The sequence below is a fragment of the Paraburkholderia bannensis genome, assembly GCF_014200455.1.
In the GTDB taxonomy this organism is placed as follows: Bacteria; Pseudomonadota; Gammaproteobacteria; order Burkholderiales; family Burkholderiaceae; genus Paraburkholderia; species Paraburkholderia bannensis_A.
The window spans coordinates 232,712-250,103 of sequence record NZ_JACHBW010000006.1 but is presented as its reverse complement, the minus strand read 5'-3'; the positions used below and the strand labels follow the sequence as shown (position 1 = coordinate 250,103).

The 17,392-nt window shown below is 62.0% G+C and carries 26 protein-coding genes; 17 read left to right on the top strand and 9 right to left on the bottom strand.

All coding sequences use genetic code 11. From position 1 onward, the window contains the following. Positions 1-272: 272 nt before the first annotated feature. Positions 273-1,343: an AI-2E family transporter YdiK gene (gene ydiK / locus F4827_RS12555; protein ID WP_183724253.1), complete on the bottom strand. Its 1,071-nt coding sequence runs from the start codon at positions 1,341-1,343 to the stop codon at positions 273-275. A 202-nt stretch (positions 1,344-1,545) separates the two neighbouring features. On the opposite strand from ydiK, the gene surE reads away from it, so the two are divergent. Then, complete coding sequence (surE, locus tag F4827_RS12550; protein WP_183724252.1) at positions 1,546-2,346, top strand: 5'/3'-nucleotidase SurE; 801 nt, start codon at positions 1,546-1,548, stop codon at positions 2,344-2,346. Between the two features lie 7 nt (positions 2,347-2,353). Here the strand turns inward: surE and F4827_RS12545 are convergent, their stop codons facing one another. The 7 genes from F4827_RS12545 to F4827_RS12515 all read right to left on the bottom strand — a co-directional run bounded on the left by F4827_RS12545 (position 2,354) and on the right by F4827_RS12515 (position 6,404). Next, positions 2,354-2,809 carry a thioesterase family protein gene (locus tag F4827_RS12545; RefSeq protein WP_183724251.1) on the bottom strand — a complete coding sequence of 152 codons (456 nt, stop codon included), beginning with the start codon at positions 2,807-2,809 and terminating at the stop codon, positions 2,354-2,356. Between the two features lie 15 nt (positions 2,810-2,824). After that, positions 2,825-3,415, bottom strand: coding sequence for a YSC84-related protein (locus tag F4827_RS12540; protein ID WP_183724250.1), 591 nt, complete (start codon positions 3,413-3,415; stop codon positions 2,825-2,827). 437 nt (positions 3,416-3,852) lie between these two features. Beyond that, a complete protein-coding gene (locus tag F4827_RS12535; protein WP_183724249.1) occupies positions 3,853-4,479 on the bottom strand; it encodes a hypothetical protein in 627 nt (208 codons plus the stop codon). Then, positions 4,476-4,721 carry a hypothetical protein gene (locus F4827_RS12530; protein WP_183724248.1) on the bottom strand — a complete coding sequence of 82 codons (246 nt, stop codon included), beginning with the start codon at positions 4,719-4,721 and terminating at the stop codon, positions 4,476-4,478. Before F4827_RS12530 ends, F4827_RS12535 begins: the two co-directional genes overlap by 4 nt. Further along, complete coding sequence (locus F4827_RS12525) at positions 4,718-5,872, bottom strand: hypothetical protein (protein ID WP_183724247.1); 1,155 nt, start codon at positions 5,870-5,872, stop codon at positions 4,718-4,720. The genes F4827_RS12530 and F4827_RS12525 overlap by 4 nt, the downstream gene beginning before the upstream one ends. Next, positions 5,869-6,042 (bottom strand): hypothetical protein, encoded by a 174-nt coding sequence (locus tag F4827_RS12520; protein ID WP_183724246.1) that lies wholly within the window; start codon positions 6,040-6,042, stop codon positions 5,869-5,871. The genes F4827_RS12525 and F4827_RS12520 overlap by 4 nt, the downstream gene beginning before the upstream one ends. Before the next feature lie 86 nt (positions 6,043-6,128). Next, entirely contained in the window at positions 6,129-6,404 is a 276-nt protein-coding gene (locus tag F4827_RS12515; protein ID WP_183724245.1) for a DNA-binding protein, read from the bottom strand. Between the two features lie 152 nt (positions 6,405-6,556). Here F4827_RS12515 and F4827_RS12510 point away from each other — a divergent pair, with 152 nt between their 5' ends. Continuing rightward, a complete protein-coding gene (locus tag F4827_RS12510; protein ID WP_221303665.1) occupies positions 6,557-6,874 on the top strand; it encodes a hypothetical protein in 318 nt (105 codons plus the stop codon). Between the two features lie 87 nt (positions 6,875-6,961). After that, on the top strand, positions 6,962-7,234 hold the full coding sequence (locus F4827_RS12505; protein WP_183724243.1) for a hypothetical protein: 273 nt from the start codon (positions 6,962-6,964) through the stop codon (positions 7,232-7,234). An 18-nt stretch (positions 7,235-7,252) separates the two neighbouring features. Here F4827_RS12505 and F4827_RS12500 read toward each other — a convergent pair whose 3' ends face one another. Next, on the bottom strand, positions 7,253-7,459 hold the full coding sequence (locus tag F4827_RS12500) for a hypothetical protein (RefSeq protein WP_183724242.1): 207 nt from the start codon (positions 7,457-7,459) through the stop codon (positions 7,253-7,255). Positions 7,460-7,531: 72 nt separating this feature from the next. Here F4827_RS12500 and F4827_RS35825 point away from each other — a divergent pair, with 72 nt between their 5' ends. The 14 genes from F4827_RS35825 (at position 7,532) to F4827_RS12435 (ending at position 17,388) form a co-directional block, all read left to right on the top strand. Further along, complete coding sequence (locus F4827_RS35825) at positions 7,532-8,494, top strand: S24 family peptidase (protein WP_311673265.1); 963 nt, start codon at positions 7,532-7,534, stop codon at positions 8,492-8,494. 39 nt (positions 8,495-8,533) lie between these two features. After that, positions 8,534-8,815 carry a hypothetical protein gene (locus tag F4827_RS12490; RefSeq protein WP_183724241.1) on the top strand — a complete coding sequence of 94 codons (282 nt, stop codon included), beginning with the start codon at positions 8,534-8,536 and terminating at the stop codon, positions 8,813-8,815. Between the two features lie 135 nt (positions 8,816-8,950). Further along, the gene (locus tag F4827_RS12485) at positions 8,951-9,115 is read left to right on the top strand and encodes a hypothetical protein (protein WP_183724240.1); all 165 of its coding nucleotides are present in this window, start codon (positions 8,951-8,953) and stop codon (positions 9,113-9,115) included. Then, positions 9,108-9,329 carry a hypothetical protein gene (locus tag F4827_RS12480; RefSeq protein ID WP_183724239.1) on the top strand — a complete coding sequence of 74 codons (222 nt, stop codon included), beginning with the start codon at positions 9,108-9,110 and terminating at the stop codon, positions 9,327-9,329. The genes F4827_RS12485 and F4827_RS12480 overlap by 8 nt, the downstream gene beginning before the upstream one ends. Continuing rightward, the gene (locus F4827_RS12475; RefSeq protein WP_183724238.1) at positions 9,322-9,543 is read left to right on the top strand and encodes a hypothetical protein; all 222 of its coding nucleotides are present in this window, start codon (positions 9,322-9,324) and stop codon (positions 9,541-9,543) included. Before F4827_RS12480 ends, F4827_RS12475 begins: the two co-directional genes overlap by 8 nt. After that, on the top strand, positions 9,543-9,665 hold the full coding sequence (locus tag F4827_RS35220) for a hypothetical protein (protein ID WP_260175152.1): 123 nt from the start codon (positions 9,543-9,545) through the stop codon (positions 9,663-9,665). The genes F4827_RS12475 and F4827_RS35220 overlap by 1 nt, the downstream gene beginning before the upstream one ends. 17 nt (positions 9,666-9,682) lie before the next feature. Further along, positions 9,683-10,015: a hypothetical protein gene (locus F4827_RS12470; protein WP_183724237.1), complete on the top strand. Its 333-nt coding sequence runs from the start codon at positions 9,683-9,685 to the stop codon at positions 10,013-10,015. Further along, complete coding sequence (locus F4827_RS12465) at positions 10,012-10,203, top strand: hypothetical protein (protein WP_183724236.1); 192 nt, start codon at positions 10,012-10,014, stop codon at positions 10,201-10,203. Before F4827_RS12470 ends, F4827_RS12465 begins: the two co-directional genes overlap by 4 nt. 300 nt (positions 10,204-10,503) lie before the next feature. Beyond that, positions 10,504-10,707 carry a hypothetical protein gene (locus F4827_RS12460; RefSeq protein ID WP_260175169.1) on the top strand — a complete coding sequence of 68 codons (204 nt, stop codon included), beginning with the start codon at positions 10,504-10,506 and terminating at the stop codon, positions 10,705-10,707. An 18-nt stretch (positions 10,708-10,725) separates the two neighbouring features. Then, positions 10,726-11,691 (top strand): phage recombination protein Bet, encoded by a 966-nt coding sequence (gene bet, locus F4827_RS12455; RefSeq protein ID WP_183724235.1) that lies wholly within the window; start codon positions 10,726-10,728, stop codon positions 11,689-11,691. Then, on the top strand, positions 11,691-12,308 hold the full coding sequence (locus tag F4827_RS12450; RefSeq protein WP_183724234.1) for a hypothetical protein: 618 nt from the start codon (positions 11,691-11,693) through the stop codon (positions 12,306-12,308). The genes bet and F4827_RS12450 overlap by 1 nt, the downstream gene beginning before the upstream one ends. Continuing rightward, positions 12,265-12,696, top strand: coding sequence for a hypothetical protein (locus F4827_RS12445; RefSeq protein WP_260175151.1), 432 nt, complete (start codon positions 12,265-12,267; stop codon positions 12,694-12,696). Before F4827_RS12450 ends, F4827_RS12445 begins: the two co-directional genes overlap by 44 nt. Before the next feature lie 186 nt (positions 12,697-12,882). Continuing rightward, the gene (locus F4827_RS12440) at positions 12,883-13,920 is read left to right on the top strand and encodes a site-specific integrase (RefSeq protein WP_183724233.1); all 1,038 of its coding nucleotides are present in this window, start codon (positions 12,883-12,885) and stop codon (positions 13,918-13,920) included. 144 nt (positions 13,921-14,064) lie between these two features. Next, positions 14,065-17,388: a hybrid sensor histidine kinase/response regulator gene (locus F4827_RS12435; RefSeq protein WP_183724232.1), complete on the top strand. Its 3,324-nt coding sequence runs from the start codon at positions 14,065-14,067 to the stop codon at positions 17,386-17,388. Positions 17,389-17,392: the final 4 nt, after the last annotated feature.

Sequence of the window (17,392 nt, the reverse complement as noted above, 5' to 3'; positions counted from 1 at the left end):
AAAAGCGCAGCGCCGCGCGCGGACACGCGAGCGCTCCGGGGAAACGGGACGACGTGTGCAGCGAGTCAGGCGCGGTTAAGCGCGAGTGAGTGCGAAGAACGCAAGAGCCAAGCGAAGTCCAGCCGTCATCGTAACGTCGAATGAACGGGCGTGTCGTTTAACTGCCTGCCTGCCAAGGGGGGCGTGGAAACGCGGGGCAACGAACAATCTGATGAATCGCCCATCGAGACGGTTTTCGTCCCGGTTCCCGATGGGCGGCGCTGTGCGCCTCGTCAGGCGTCGGCGGCGGGCGTCGCGGCGGTGTTGATCCAGGCGGTCAACAGCGTGGAGGAGACCGCCAGAATCACCGGCCCGATAAAGAGCCCCACGATGCCGAAGGCGAACATGCCGCCCAGCACGCCCGAAAGAATCAGCAGCATCGACAGATTCACGCCGCGGCGGATCAGCACCGGGCGCACGAAGTTGTCGAGCATGACGACCATCACCGACCACACGCCGAGCAGGATCGCCGCTACATGCGAGTCGTGTACGAACAGCCAGATCGCGCCGCCGAACAGCGGCAGGCCAGGGCCGATCTGCGCGAGGCACAGCATCAGCATGAGCGCGGTCAGCACACCCGCGCCCGGCACGCCCGCAACCGCAAGACCAATGCCGCCCAGCGCCGACTGCAGCACCGCCGTCACGACGATGCCCAGCGCCACCGCGCGAATGGCAGCGCCGGCGAGGCGCACGGCTTCCTCGCCGTAACGCGGGCCGACACGCTGCGCGAAGCGCACCACGAACGCAGCGGCTTTCTCGCCCTGCATATAGAGGATGCCGGTGATGATGACGGTAATCACCATATGCATCACGAACACGCCCACCGAGGCCGCATGGCCAATGAGCCAGTGCGCGGCGATCGACACGTAAGGCTCCAGACGCGCGAGCAGACCGCCGGGACCGGCATCGGAAAGCGTCTGCCATTCGCCGGCGATGCGCGAGCCGACCATCGGAAGGTCGTGAATCCACATCGGCGGCGGCGGCAGCGTGTAGCTGGGCAGGCTGCGGATCAGGCCCATGATCTCGCCGCCGTGCTCGGCGAGTGTGGAGATCGCCGAATAGAGCGGCAGGACGATCACCACCAGCAGGATCAGCAGCATGATGAGCGTGGCGATGCCGCGCCGTTTGCCGCAGCGCCGCTCGACGGCGAGCATGGCGGGCCAGGTGGCGACCACGATCATGGTCGCCCAGATAAGGCCCGGAATGAATGGACGCATGACGTAGAGGGAACCGACCGTCAGCGCGCAGAGGATCGCGATGACGAACAGCGCGCGAGCGATATCTGGCAGTTCTTGCGGCTTCACGGAGTCTCCTCGCGGCGGGCGCCGCAACAACGCAACAGGTGCATCAAACGAAGGGCGCGGCCTGCGCGCAAACCGGCAGGCCGCCACTGCTGCGCGTTAGTCTATCTCCAATATGGCGTGATCCGTCGCGAAATAGCGCGCCTTCTCCCATAATGGCCACTGCCGCATTCCGTCTGCCTTGAACCCCTGAAAGAGACTTGCCATGTCCGCATCCGAAGCGAAACTCCCCTGCGTGCTCCTGACCAACGACGACGGCATAGACGCGCCCGGCCTCGCCGTCCTCGAAGCCGTCGCCGCCGAACTCGCCCATGAAGTGTGGGTGGTCGCGCCGGAGCACGATCAGAGCGGCACGTCCCATTCGATCAGCCTGCATTCGCCGTTGCGCGTGAGCCGCCGCGGCGAGCGCCGCTTCGGCGTGCTGGGCACGCCCGGCGACTGCGTGGTGATGGCGGTGCGCCACCTGATGGGCGACGTGACGCCTGCGCTGGTGCTGTCCGGCATCAATCGCGGCGCGAACCTCGGGGTGGAGACGATGTTCTCGGGCACGGTGGGCGCTGCCATGACGGGCCTGCTGCTCGGCCTGCCCTCGATCGCGCTGAGCCAGACCTTCCGCGACCGTGAACACGTACGCTGGGATACCGCCCGCGCGCTCGCGCCCGATGTGATCCGCCGTCTGGCGGCCATTTCACACGACGCGCCGGTGTGCCTGAACGTGAATTTCCCCGATGTGGACGCGAGCGCGGCCGGCCCGCTCACCGTTACGCGCCAGGGCGTGGGCCTCGTGCAAGGCATCGACGTAGTGCCGCAGATCGACCCGCGCGGCATCGACTATCACTGGCTGCGCTTTCATCGCGGGCCGCGCGAAAACGGCCCGGACTCGGAAACGGCCGTGGTCAACTCGGGCCGCGTTGCGGTGACGCCGCTGCAGTTCGACCGCACCGACGAGCGCACCTTCGCCACGCTGCAAAACGCGCTGCAGAACGCACCGGGACAGGCGGACTAGTTTCGCCTCAGGCGCCTGCGCGCGCTGCCGAGGCGACGATCGCCTCGCGCAGGTCCTCGGGGATGGCGATGGCCTTGTGGGTGTCGAGCGAGGTGGTGACGATGGTCTGCGTCGCGCTCATGCGCAGGACGCCGTCCGCGCCCGTGCAGGCCCACGCGAGCGTCAGCGACGCCTGCCCCACGCGCTGCACGTAAAGCGCAAGCGTGACGGCATCGCCCATCTTGCTGACTGCCTTGAAATCCACGTCGAGGTGAACCGTGGGCATGCCCACGCGCCGCGCGCCGAGGATGCCGTGATAGCCCTCGGGCATCAGCGTGTCGATCCACGACTCGATCAGATCGTTGAACAGCACGAAATACTGCGGATAGAACACGATCCCGGCCGGATCGCATTCCGAAAAGTGGATCTTGTGCGGGCGGCTGAAGGTGGGCGCGCCGGCCGCGGCCTTGTGCGTCTCGCTCATTCGGAAAGCGCCCGTTCAGATCACAAGACGCGAGACCTTCACGCCTTCGAGCGAGACGCCTGCCATCAGCCCGGCGTTGGTCAGTACGAACGCCTCGACAGGGCTGGTGGCCGTCGACGTATCGACGTTGCCGTTCGCGCCCACGGTGACGACCGCGACTGTCGCATCCGCGCCCGCGGCCCAGCCCTGGCTCTTGAGGAAATCGTCGAGCGCGCCCTGGTTCATGAACGCGAAGATAATGGCCTTGGACTGCGCGCCGATCTGCAGGCCGAACGAGCCCGCGACCGTGCTGTAGTAGCCGTCGGTGCGACCATTGATGCGCAGCGCACCGGTGCCGTACTGGCCGCCGATCCAGAAGCCCGCCGAGATCACGCTCGGGAACACCAGCACGCCGCTCGCCTTCGAGATGAGTTCCTGCGAGCCGGTCACCGTGTTGAACAGCCGCGTGAGCGTGGCGTCCACGCTGGCGTCGATCGAATTGCGCTTGGCCGCGTTCTGGGCGGCGCTGTTGCCCGATCCCAGCGGGGTCGTCGTGCAGCCGGCGAGAGCGAGACCGCCTGCGGCGACCGCGGCGCTGGAACTGAGAAGGAATTGACGTCGGCGCATGGAGATTTCCTGTAGAAGCGGTTCTTCGATGATCCCCGCGCCTTTGGCCTGCGAAAGACGCGAGGGCGTCATGACGCAATAAGCTGATGGCGCGGCGCAACAGGATAGCGCGTGTGGCGGCTGGCGGCAGCGTCCGGCCGTGAATCGAAGCCGCAACAAACGTAACAAATGCGCTCATGAGCACGTCATGCGCGATTCAAGGCCGCCTCGCACCGGCGGCAGCGGCGGCCACGCCCGCTTCCCTGGCCGGTTAGGACAATGCGCGGCTCATGGAGTTCTTGCCCTTCGGGGAAACCCCGCCTGTCAGCGAACACGACTTACCCCACACGAATCCCTACATTACCTCTCCTTTATTTCTCAGAATCATCCGATTTTCTCTGTCAGTACCGGTCGATAAAGTTGAATCGTGGCCCGCTAGACGTAGGCGGCCATGTTTCTTAACTACCGACCGAGCCTTTGCCATGTCCGCCGCCGTCCCTCTCCATCCGACGCTCTCCACACCGATGTCGTGGCTGCTGGGCACCTGCGAATGGGCAAGCCGCATCGGCATCTATCTGCTGCCGCTGTTCTACCTGGCCTTTTTCGCCACGCTTTTTCTGCTGTGGCGCGAACAGCAGAGCGCCTTCTGGCTGATTGCAGCGGCCAGCGTGCTGGGCTGGACGATGGCGCTGTGGGCGCTGGTGTTTTGCCTCGCCAGTGTGCGGCGCGCAGCGGCGGGTGAGCCACATCTTCACGATCGGCTTTCCGGGCCGGTGCGGAGAGCAATCAGCGCCACCAGCACCGAGCAACAGGTCTTTCCGATCGGCGTCGATCAGCAAGCGCTGAATCGCGCGATACGCCTCTGGCACGTCATGGAACGACGAAAAATGCCGACGGATGGAGAGCGTGGCTTCGACGATGGGCATTTGCCGGTCGCGCAGTTCGCGCGTGATGGCATCGTTGAAGTTCGATGGCTTGTTCACGTGGCAAAAGCAGTACCAGCGCCCTTCGCTGCCGACGGTACCCAGCAACGGGCATCCGAACGCTGCGCACATGCCCCAAGGCTGACCGAGTTCTTCGCTCATAGCTCACCTTTCCGGCCTTTTTCGAGGTATTCGTCGATAAGCGCATCAAGCGCCTCTCGATTCGACTCGATATTTTTTTCAAGCGCAGCACGGGTCGAACGACCAGATCCTTGATCGCCGGTCGCGATCATCACCGCTATGCGAAGTTCTGAGGCCCGAAGGCAAATCGCCAGCAATGCAATTTCGTGATGAAGCTTCGCCCTTTCGTCGGACATGACTTCGCCGAAAATTGTCTCGCTCATGCAGCTGCTCCCTGCGGTTGTGCACGTCGACGGATTTCGGCCTCACAGCGCTCGCGCAGCGCGTCATGCGATTCGCCAGCGCGCGGATAGATGCCGAGTTCCGATGCCTTCGATTCAATGCCCTTGTCGCTGCGCTTCCACGCGTTGTCCTCGCGCTTCACCACCGGACGCCTTCGCTTCTCGACAAACGTGCGGACGAAGCCGGCGTTCACGGGCGTGGGGTCGTCGGTGGCCAGGCGGTCAGCCACAGCGTCTTCGTAGGCCTTGCGCAGTTCGTCGGCGGAAACGCTCAGCGCCGCGAGGTCGATCACCTGCTGATTCGCAGCCGTTATGCCCCGCGCAGCCTTGTTCCGTTCTCGCTCCCAGCCGATCAGGCTCATCGAAACGCCGGCGGCGGTCAGCTTTCCGTCGATTTCGCGCGCACGCGGAGCAGTAGCGCTGCCGTCGTTAGAACCTATGGTTTTTAAGTTCCTTTCCACTCCGCTCATTTCATTTCCGTTCTGTTCATTTCTGTTCAGAGCGTTTTCCAGCGGAATTCCATCGGAACAATCATCGGTTTCCGTCGGAAGGTAACTTGATTTCCGCTGGCTTTGGACTACGCTTCCGGCGGAAGCGGTTGTCTTTCCGGCGGAAAGATTCGGGAATTCCTCCGGAAAAAGTTCGCGTTCCAGCGGACGACCCATCTCTATCCATGCTTCGAGATCAGGCATTTCCAGCGGAAGTTGGCCTTTTTCCACCCTCGCCTTGTTGCGTTTCCGCATGCGCTCACCGAGTTTGTCGTGCGCATGGCGATGCTTCGAGAACCACGACGCATTGACCTTTTCGGCCAGCACCGGGTGATAGAGGCGACCGTCGTTGCACTTGATCCATCCATGCAATGCGCCATCGCGCACCTCATGCCACGTGGGATCGAGCTTGCCCTTGTGCCAATAGCCCGCGCGCTTCGCAAGCCACTCATCGTTGTCGGGAATGCTGCCGGCGGGCACCTCGTGCCAGGAAACACACCAGAGCAGCATTGCTGACCAGCACGCTTCAGGCGATTCGTCGTGCACGAGATCGGATCCGAGCAAGCGCGGCACATCAATCGGCATTTCGCGGAAATTGCGCAGATCGCAGTCCGGCGGGGTGAGAGGATTCGGGAGTTCGGTCATGCTTTCCTCGCGCGGCGACGAGTAGGCCACTTCAACCCGCAGCGCAACGCCTTCCAGCGCACGCCACCGAGCGGATGGCGCGGGAACAGCGGGCGCAGGTCTTCGGGGCGCTGCGCGGCCGGAACCACGTGCGCAAGCAGTGCAACCTCGGTGGTTGTCCAACGGCTCATGGCTTCACCAGCCACCACGGCCACCCAAACGCCACCACGATGACGCCCAGAAAATACAGGTCGATCCAGAGGTCGAGCATGGGTGGTCACCTCACGCCGCACTCGCCAGCGCCCTGGCGTGCGCACTCGCACGCGGCTCCGACCTTGCACAGTGTTGCGATGGCGTCGAGATAAGGACGGCTCACGAGCGCAAAGCCCGCGACCTCGATTGCCTTGTTGATCTCGGTGATCATCACGCCGCGCTGGCCGCTTAGAAAGCGGCTCACCTCGGACGCATCCCACCCCATGAATTCAGCGGCGCGCTTTCGTTCGGGACCGGTCAGCAGGTCCCGCAGCGCTTGTTCGATGTTGGGCTTAGCCATGACTGGCAATGCCTCCCAAAATGATTTGAGTGCCGTTGCTGCGGGGCACAAATAAAGTGGCGCTCATCGACGGCACCCAACTGGAAAAGAGAGGAACGCCATGCATGTCAGAATTGCGGGAAACCGAAACCAGACCTCCCGAGGGGGAAAACATGAATTTCTGGATCGCGCTGCTGGCGCTCGTTGTCTTCGTCGTCTTTCTCACGCGCAACGATTGGCACAAGTTCAGACGCCCCAAGGTCGAGCCGGCCATCAGGGATATGCTCGTCGAGCACCAGGCGCGGATCGACATGCACATGGCAGCGACGCGCTTGTTGTTGCGGACACACCCGAACCGGGAAGAAGCTGCGGCACTCTTGCGCGAGGCGGCAACACGGCTGCGCGGGAATTCCGTTCGGGAATTTCCGGATACGCACGCCGTGTACGACCAAGGGGTCGACATCGCGCTGCAGGCGCTCATTGGCGACTGATTGCCAGCGCTGTAGAGGTGGGAACCCCGCTCCACCATAGAATTGCAGGCTTCCACACCACGCAACTCTTTGGCGAAGGGGATTCCCATGAACGAGAAAGAAATGAAGCTGCTCATCGAGCTGTCCCAGCAAGTTCAGCGTCTGCTGATACAGACCGAGGTCCAGCAGGCTGCCCTTCGCGCGCTTGCAGAAGTTCATCCATCAGCTCCTGCAGTCGAACAACGCTTTCGCGAGCTGATGGAGTACCTGCTTTCCCAGCAAGACGATGCGCCACTCCCAGAGCACGCCAGTGCCCAGCAGATGAAAGACGCAAACTGGTTCCTCGACGCACTGAAACGAGACGACCGCGCTTCGGAGTGAGTGGCAACGGGCGGCGCATCACGCAGCCACCTGCTCAGCAGTTTTGTCGCCAAAGTGCTGTTGGTGGATCTCAAACAGCTTGCGCAGAGTGCCTGCGCGGCCCTCGCTAACGCCAGCCTGCATACGGCTGATAGTCGCTTGAGTCACTTCCGCCAGTTCGGCAATTCGAGCTTGCGTAAAGCCGTCCGCGCACAGCTCGTCGATAAGCTGCTTTGCACTTTTCATGGAAACCGCTCCCGATGGTCATCAGAGCGGATTCTATACGATTCCGTATTACTGTCAAACGGAATCGTATAGGTGCTTGCGCAGATTTATACCTTTACGTATGTTCAGCGCATGTCGAAAACATCTATTTTTTTGGTTCAAAACCTGCAATTTTTGATGGAAAAGCGCGGTTTGAATCCAAATTCGCTTTCTGAAAAGGTTGGCAACAAGCCACCGCAGGCTACTATCTTCCGCATCCTGAACGGCGAAAGCCTGACCCCTCGCGACGAGACGGTGCGTCCGCTTGCGGACTTCTTCGGCGTCTCGTTGCAGGATTTGCGGTACACGGACTTGAAAGAACGCGCACTCGCCCCGAAACCGGCGACTGGAGCTGACGTTGCGCGCCGCATAGCGCTTGTCCTCAATGAGACTGGCGCCAGTGACGAAGATCTGGCCGCGGCAGCGAAAGTACCTGTGGAGACGGTTCGTGAGTGGCTGGACGGCGCTGTTGCTACTATTCGGCTGGAGCATGCCGCAGAAATTCAGGAAAAATTCGGTTACAACGCCGTCTGGCTGGTGATGGGTAAAGGAGCAAAAAATTCGGCGAACATCCACCCAGAGGATCCATTCGACCCTGTTCCATTACCCCCAGGCAGACGCATTCCAGTGGTGGGGACCGCACAATTGGGAGACGACGGACATTGGGCCGAGCTGGACTATCCGGTCGGCCACGGGGACGGTTATCTAGACTTCCCCTCCAAAGACAAGGATGCCTACGGAGTACGCTGCAAAGGCGACTCAATGATGCCTCGCATCAAGGACGGCGAATTTGTCGTGATTGAGCCGAATCGCAAGGTCGACCACGGTGACGAGGTGCTGGTAAAGGCAAAGGATGGCCGTGTGATGGTGAAAATCTATCTGTACGCAGCCCAAGGTCGAACCCACCTGATGTCGGTCAACACCGCGCACGCGCCGATCGCAATAAATTCGGACCAGATTGAAAGGCTGCATTACGTCGCTGCCATCGTAAAGCCGTCGATGTGGCTATTCGGATGACAAATCCATTAAATAAAGAATCCAGACGCCGGGGGAACCATGAAGAAAATGGTCGTCGCATGGCTGCTTGTGATCGCAGCAACTGCACATGCGGATTGCGTTTTGAACGCAAAGCAAGCAACCAACTTTCAAGTCCTCGATAACCATACGATTCTGCTGAGCGGCGGGATCGCAGGGCAGATTCTGATCAAGTCGTTCGCCTTCTTTCACCCAAGCTCCCGCGTCACGGTTCTCAAGGACAATTTTTGCGACTTCGAATCCTCGGTCCTCTATGTGGACGGGGAAACGGTTGATGCTCAACAGGTCAAGCAGGTCAGATAGCCGCCTCGCGCCTTGACCCCTCCCGCTTCGGCGGGATTTTTTTTGGTCCGAGCAATACGAAAACGTATTGACTTAGCAATACGCTTTCGTATAATTCCTCTCAACGCGCCACCCACGGCGCAGCGAGGAAACCAAATGCGAGTCGTGCTCTGGGATGAATTTGATGTCGCACCCGACGTCGAAATCGCGCCGCGCTTGTGGTGCGCTGAATGCCGCCGCCGCACGCTCTTCACGCGGGACTTGGACGGCTACCCGGTCTGCCGTGAATGCATTGAAGAGCTGGAGGAAAGCCATGTCTAGATTCATGACCGCAGGCGCGTGCCTTGATGCGCCCAACGAAGGCGACATGGTCGCAGACGACAAGTACGTCTACGAATTCGGTGTCGTCGACGAATTCGAAATCGATGGCGTGCCACACGAAAAGCTCGGCTGGGAAGTCCTCTGCCCGCGTGGTGATTTCAAGGTGCTCTTTCCGGACCTCCGCTACGAAGTGATAGGAGCCAGCCATGTGTGACGCCCAAGACCTCCGCCCGCAAACCGACCTCTCGCGCGAGCTGCGTGCGTGCAACGCCAGCGGCAACGCGATCGGCGCTGAGCGAAAGATGGCTCAGGCCGCTGACGCGATCGATGCGCTGGTCGAAGCCCTTTCCGTGATCGCCTCGCGCAACCCGCTGATCTCTGGCGAACGCGCGCTGATGGATCTGGCGCTGTCCAAGACGGAGTTGTGATGCGCCTTTCCTACCGAATCGTCCTGCTGGCCAACGGCTACATGGAAATGACGTTCGTAGGCTGGTCGCAGAAATGGGTCTATCGCCGCACGGTCGATTTCAAAGATGTCGTGTGGTGCTAACTAAATCGGGGTTGGAAATGAGTGATTCCTATCAAGCAATTTACGACGCCGTGCGCAGTCGAATCCACGGCAGCGACATTGGCCAAGCCGCTGAATCTGCGCTGCGCGAAGCCTTTGGCAATGCAGACAACGTTATTCGCTGTGCCATGCAGGAAGTGACGTTTTCGCTTTCGCGTCCGTCTGCAGTCTATCGACCGAGCGTTGGGCGCGATGGGAATCAATGGTGCGCCCTGTACGGCGAAAACATCATGGAAGGCGTCTGCGGATTCGGTGATTCGCCCGAGGCGGCAATGGCAGATTTCGATGCCAATTGGCACAAGAAAATCGCTTCCACCGGAGCGCAATCGTGATCATCCACGACGACGAACATGTGAGCGTGCGCATCAGCTCCGCTGGCCTTTCGCGCGCACGCGGCGATAACGAGCTGCTCAAGCTCGCGGACATTCGCCGCGTCGAGCGCCTCTACAAGCGCGCGGCTATCGTGCTGACGGTGGTGGTCGGCGTGATGTACGGGTATTCGATTGTGTTTGGGAGTTAATCATGGCTCGTCAAAAACTCACTCCATGGTTTCCGGCAAGCGTTGCGCCTGAGCGTCAAGGTCTCTATGAATGCAATCGCCTTGAAGGCGCAGGTAAGCGAGTAACCCGAATGCTTTTGTGGGTGGGCCCTTCGCCTTACTTTGATTGGAAATATACCGACGACGGAGTTTTCGGAGGCGGGAATCCAGGGGATCCAGCATTGATGCTCTCTTGTGATGATGATAGATGGCGCGGCATACAAGGTGACGAACACAGCGTGCAGCGCGGCGAATCTCTTTGCGAAGTCGACTTTGGAAACGATGACGACGGCGCGGGCAAATACGCTGGATGCGACGACTGAAATGCGCACGCCCTTCGACTTTCTCGGCGACATGCTCGACCGCCTGCACAAGCGCAGCCCGGTCCTCGGATTCCTCGTCGCAATCCTCATCGCAGTCGCGTGCACGGCGCTCGCGGCTTATCTCAACCAGGTTGGCGCGGCCGTCGGCAGCACCCGCCTTTAACCACCACAAAGGATGACCATGTCCACAGCAGTTACCACGGGGCGCCAGAGCCTCGTCTCGAAGTTCGCCGACAAGTACTCCATTGAGCCTAGCAAGCTCATGGATACGCTCAAGTCCACCTGTTTCAAGCAGCAGGGCGACAGGGAGGTGTCCAACGAGCAAATGGCGGCACTCCTGATCGTCGCTGACCAGTACGGCCTGAACCCGTTCACGAAAGAGATCTACGCATTCCCCGACAAGGGCGGCATCGTACCGGTGATCGGTGTCGACGGCTGGGCGCGCATCGTCAACGAGCATCCGCAATGCAATGGTTTCGAGTTCGCCTATGCCGACGACAAGGTCGAATTCAGTGGCAAGCAGGTCCCCGAATGGATGGAAGTCCGCATCTATCGGAAGGACCGCGAGCGCCCGGTGGTCGTGCGCGAGTACTTCGACGAGGTCGTGCGTCGGAGCATGCAGCCGTGGCAGTCGCATCCGAATCGCATGCTGCGTCATAAGACGTTTGTCCAGGGCGCGCGTCTCGCATTCGGCTTTGCGGGCGTATTCGATGAAGACGAAGCGCAGCGCATCGTCGAGCGCGACATGGGCCGCGCCGAAGAAGTACCGCAGCCGCAATCGCGGAGCGCGAAACAAGCTGCGCCGCGCACCACGCCCGCGATCGAGCAGGCCGACGCCGACGGTGTGATCGAGCAGCCCGAGCAACGCCATGCCGAACCCGTGCAACGAAGCGAAAAGCCCGCGCAACAGCAGGAGCGCCAGGCCGCGCCGCGCACGCGCGCCCAGCGTGCCGATCAGGAGAAGTTCGAAGACGCGCCCGCGACGCCCGTCAGCGACAGCGTCATGCGCATCCTGCAGACGAAGATGGAGCAAAACGGCATCAACGAAGCGGACATCCGCAAGAAGTTCGGCTTCGATCTAGATGGCGTGACGACTGCGAATTACAACGCGGTCGTTGAATTTGTCGAAGACCCGATGGCGGCGTGATGAGCGAGCTGCTTTTCGATCCGGTCGAGCACGCCTACACCGTCGCGGGCAAGCGGGTGCCGAGTGTGACGCAGATTCTCGCGCCGCTTGTCGACTACTCCATGGTGCCGCGCGAGACGCTCGAGCGCGCGCAGAAGCTCGGAACTGCTGTGCACCGCATGACCGAGCTCTACGACCTCGACGACCTAGACATGGACAACCTTGCCGACGAGCTCCTGCCGTACCTCACGGCATGGATCAAGTTCCGCGCGGAGTCTGGCTTCGTGCCCGAGACGATCGAAAAGCGGCTCTATCACCCGGTGCTGCGCTTTGCCGGCACGCCCGATCGCTCGGGCTTCATCAACGGTCGGCGGGCAGTGATCGACATCAAGAAGATGCTCTCGCTCGGACCCGTGATCGGCCTGCAGCTGGCCGCGTATGCCGAGCTCTTCGCAAAGAATGGCACGCAGATCGAGGACCGATACGCCCTCGGGCTGCGCGCAGATGGCACCTACCGGCTGGTGCCTTTTACCGACAAAGGCGACTGGCCGGTGTTTCTGTCGCTTCTCACTCTCCGCAACTGGAAGGTCAAAAATGGACAATCAACCTCTGGTGAATCTGCAAGTGCCCAGGCCTGAAGACGCACTGTTCAAGGGCGCTGAACGCGCGCTCGCGAGCGCGAAGGTGTTCACAGTCGATTGCGCCGAGGTGCGCGACCTCGCCGTGAAGGACCTCACGAAGATCAAGGGCCTGCAGAAGGATCTCGACACAAAGCGCAAGAGCATCACGCAGCCGATCGATGCCGCGAAAAAGGCGGTGATGGATCTGTTCCGCGCACCCACCGATTACCTCGAGCAAGCCGAAGCGCTACTCAAGAAAGCGATCCAGGGCTACGACCGCGAGCAGGAGCGGCTACGCCTCGTCGAGCAGGCACGCCTCGAAGAAGCTGCACGGCACGAGCGCGCACGACTGGCAGCCGAAGCCACCGCGCGCGAAGCGGCAGCGCAGGCAGAAGCGCATGGCTGAAAAAGCCCTATCCCTCAAAGAGGCAGCCGCCCTCCTCGGTGTCTGCTACACCACCGTCTACACCCACAAGGTGGAAATGGGGTTCTTCAAAGTGGGCGGCCAGTGGCGTGTCTGGCCAGACAAATTGAAAGGTGCGCCGGAGTACAATCCCGACCGACCGGCGCGAGCGGAACCAAGGAGTGAACAATGTCAATCCGTAAGCGCAAAGGCTCCGACGTCTGGCATATCGATTTCCGCACGCCAGGCGGCTGCCGAGTTAGACAGACTTCAGGCACGACGAACAGAAAGGAAGCGCTTGAGCTCGAAGCCAAGCTAAAGCATGAAGCTTGGCGCGTGGCGAGGCTCGGGGAAAAGCCTAAGCATACATTTGACGAGGCCGCAGTGCGGTTTCTCAGAGAGCGTGCAGGCAAGCCGACATATGACGACATGGAAGCCAAGATTTTCTACTTCCGTGGCATCTTTGGCGGTCGCGATTTGGCTTCGATTACCCGGGCCGAGATCATGGAGTCGATCCCAGTTGATGCGGTGCGTAAAGGTCGAAAGGCACCGCTGAAGGCTGGCACGCGCAACCGCTATCTGTCGACGATCCGCGCGCTGATGTACGACGCAAAGAAGGAATGGGAGTGGATTGAGGATGCGCCTAGCCTGCCCGAACTGGAGGAGCCGAGCGTGCGTATTCGCTGGATCACGCGCGAGGAAGCCAAGCGGTTGCTGCGTGCACTGGCCGACGACTGCATGCGGGACTGCACGGCATTCGGGTTTGCGACAGGGCTGCGCCAGGCCAACATTCTGAAGCTGGAATGGTCGCAGGTGGATCTTCCAGCGAAGCGCGCGTGGATTCATCCGGATCAGGCCAAGGCGCGCAAGCCCATCGGTGTGCCGCTGAACGAGGAGGCTCTCACGATCCTGCGCCGACAGATCGGCAAGAGCGATAGGTTCGTTTTCGTGAGTGCTGGTGAGCCGCTGGACAGATGGGATGCGTACTGGTGGAAAGTGGCATGCAAGCAGGCGGGCATCAAGAATTTCCGGTTCCATGATGTCCGCCATACCTGGGCAAGCTGGCATGTGCAGGGCGGCACGCCGTTACAGGTGCTCAAGGAGCTGGGTGGGTGGGCGACGTTCGATATGGTTCTAAAATACGCTCACCTTGCTCCCGACCATCTTGCGCAGCATGCTAACGCGGTTTTGATGCACGAGCCACCGAAACTCGCGGCAGTCGGTTAGGTTGCGGCACGTTTTGGGCACAATTCTTGATCAGGCTTTCAAGAAAATCGATGAAAGCCAAGCTGGATAAGGGTTTGAGAGTTTCTGTCTGATCCTGAGTAACGCCGATTTGATCCGCTACGCGAGCGAGCACGGATTCGCATAATGGAACGGCGCATCGCCTCGCTCGCTTCGCCGCTCAGTGCGCTCAGGACGCTGGAGAGCAATCTGAAGCGCGAGCGGCGCGTGTTCGGCATGCTGATCGCGCTGCTGGCATTTGCGGGATTGTGCGCGGCAGCAACGGCTGTTTTCAGCATCGGTGCGTCGTCGCTTGCGAGCCAGGCCGTGCAGATGCGTGCAGTGACGGCGCAGACCAACGCGCTGTTGCTGCGGCGCTTCAATCTGCTGGCGGGGCTGCGCCTGATGCTTTCATTGAGCGAGCGCGAGCTGCTCGCGTTGCCGGCGTCGGGCGCAGGCAACACGCCGCAGCGCTGCAAGCCTGCCTTCGAAGGACTCACGGCATCGCCCGAACTGCGCTCCGTGTGCGAACACGCTGCGCTGTTCGCGACGACGATCAGCCCGGACGAACCGATGCTGTTCGTGTTGCTCGACGGCAGCGCCGCCTGGCAGTTCCAGCTCGCGCCTGGCGGGCGCGACACCTCGTTGCATGGCGGCGCGGAACAGGCGCGTATGCTGGTCGATGCGGTGCTGCTGCGCATGAGCACGCGTGGCGCCGACCCGCCAGGCGAAAACCGCTGGCGCAGGGTGACCTGGTTTCGTCCGCCGGCCAGCCTGAACTTTGCGCCCTCGCTCGTACTCGGCGCGGGCACCGTTCTTAAGGATGGCAAACCTTTCGCACTTGCGTTGACGGCCGTCGATCTGGACACGCTTGCGCGCGTCTCGACCCCAGGCGATCGCGCAGTGACGCCCAGCCTGTTCGACCGCGACGGCGCGATGCTCTCAGGGCCGCTGCCCGCAGCCGCTGCGCAATACGTTGATCGGGAGGCGGCCGGTCTGCCCCGCGATCGCTTCCACCTGGTGCCCCGTTTTGGCTGGGTGATGCGCGCGCAAGCGCTCGAATACGACTTCGGCCATTACACACTGGCGGTTTCGTGGGCCAGCCTGGTGGCGTTGATCGGCGTGCCGCTCGCCATCATCGCGCTAATGACGCTTGCGCTCCTCTTGCTGCTCGCCGCCCTCGCGCGCTACTGGAATCGCCACGTACTCGAACGCACCTACGCGGAAGCCACCCGCGCGCTCGAAGGCGAACTGCTCAACCATCTGCTCGTGCACGCCACGCCGGTGGGACTATGCATCGTGCGCCAGCGAAACTTCGAGATCGTCGTGGCGAATCAGATCGTGCGCAATCTGCTGGGTCTGGACGCGGCAGCCACCCGTCTGCCCAGCGCACTATGCGTCGAATTCGAAAAGCGCATGCCCTATGCGCCGCCCGCCGACGGCGAGATGCCGATCTACGACCTGCCCTTCTCGCTCACGCGTGAGGACGGCCAGAGCGTGCATCTGGACATCACGTTCGCGCCCGCCAACATGCGCCGCGAAGACGTGATGTTCTGCGCCTTCGCGGATATGTCGAAGCACTACGAAGCCGAACGCCTGCTGCGCGAAGCCAAGCGCACCAGCGACGAGGCGGCGCGCAGCAAGGTCAGCTTCTTCGCCGCAATGAGTCACGAAATCCGCACGCCGCTCGCCTCGCTCACCGGCAATATCGAGCTGCTGGCGCGCGGCGCACTCGCACCGGAACAGGAGGCGCGCGTGAAGGCGATGCAGATTTCGTCTTCCGAACTGCTGCAGATCGTCAGCGACGTGCTCGACTTTTCGAAGATCGACGTCGGAGCGATGACGCTTTCAGAGGAATCCGAATCGATCGCCGCGCTGCTGGTGCGCATCGCCCTCGCGCATGCGCCGCTGGCCGTGCGGCAGCAATTGCCCTTCTATCTGGTCATCGATCGCGCCATTCCCGCGCGGCTGCATTTCGATCCGGTGCGCGTCGCGCAGATCGTGAACAACCTTCTCAGCAACGCGTTCAAGTTCACGCACTCGGGCAAGATCGTGCTGCGTGCGAACTGGCATGGCGATGCGCTCGAAATCAGCGTGGCGGATTCGGGCGTGGGCATGCCGGAGTCGCTGAAGGCGCGGCTTTTCCAGCCCTTCACGCAAGGCGACGCTCATCGGCTGACCGAAGCGCGCGGCACGGGCCTGGGCTTGTCGATCTGCGGGCGTCTGGCCAAGCTGATGCATGGACGCTGCGAGGTGGAAAGCACGCAGGGGGTCGGCACGCGTGTGATCGTCACCTTGCCGTTGCAGACCGATACGGACAGAACCGCTGGCGAAGAATGGGCGCTGCCCGATGCGCGCGCGGCGATTTTGTGTCGCGCGCCGGAGAATCGTGAATGGCTCACGAATCTGTTCGATCCCAAAGCGGGCCCGCCGACGGACCTCGCTTCAGCCCAGCTGTCGCCCGACCATAACGCGCTCGACTACCTGCTGGTCACGGGCGAATTCTCCGCCGACGAGGTGAGCCGGCTGTGGAACGGCACGGCGAACGTGGTATGGCTGCGCCAGGATGGTCCGCTCGTGCCGCTCGCACGCGCGGACGGCAGCGTGGAAGTGAGCCTCTATAGTCTCGCGGGCATCCGCACCGCCACGCAGATGTTACGCGCCCAGCCCGGGCGCGATGACGCCGAGCCAACGCCGCCCGCTCCAGCGGCCGCGCGCGAGCCGCCGCAAGCCAGCGATTTCCAGCGCCTCAATGTGCTGATCGCCGAGGACAACCTGCTCAATCGCAGCCTGCTGCGCGACCAGCTGCGTACGCTTGGCGCGAACGTGATCGAAGCCAGGGATGGCGAAGAAGCACTTGCGCGGCTGGATGAAGCGCATATCGACGCGGTGCTCACCGATCTCAACATGCCGCGCATGAATGGCCAGCAATTGCTGCACGCCGCGCGCGCAAAACATGCCACCCTGCCGGTCTACGCGATCAGCGGCAACGCCTTGCCGGAGCAGATTGCCGAGGGACGCCAGTCGGGATTTACCGATTATCTGAGCAAGCCGGTGCCGCTCGCCGCGCTCGCGCGCGTGCTGGCGGACGTGGCGGCGCAAACGCAGGCCTCCATGCCGCCAGAAACCCCGGACCACGCCGACGCCGACGATGAAACCGACGCACCGCGTTTTCCGGCATTGGCGCCCCCAATCGCACCGATCTTCATCGAGCAGGCCGATCACGACATCGCCGACTACGCGCGCATCCAGTCCACGCGCGACCTCGAACAGCTGCGCGCCTGGGCGCATCGCGTATCGGGCGGGCTCGCCGTGCTCGGCGCTTCGATGCTCTATGAAACGAGCCTCGAACTACGCGCGACACTACGCGAAAGCGACGAGTGGAACGAGGATGTCGAAGCGTTATCACACGCCCTCGCGCACGAGCTGGAAGCGCTGCGCGAACAGGCCGCGAGCCAGCTTTCCGCCTGAACCG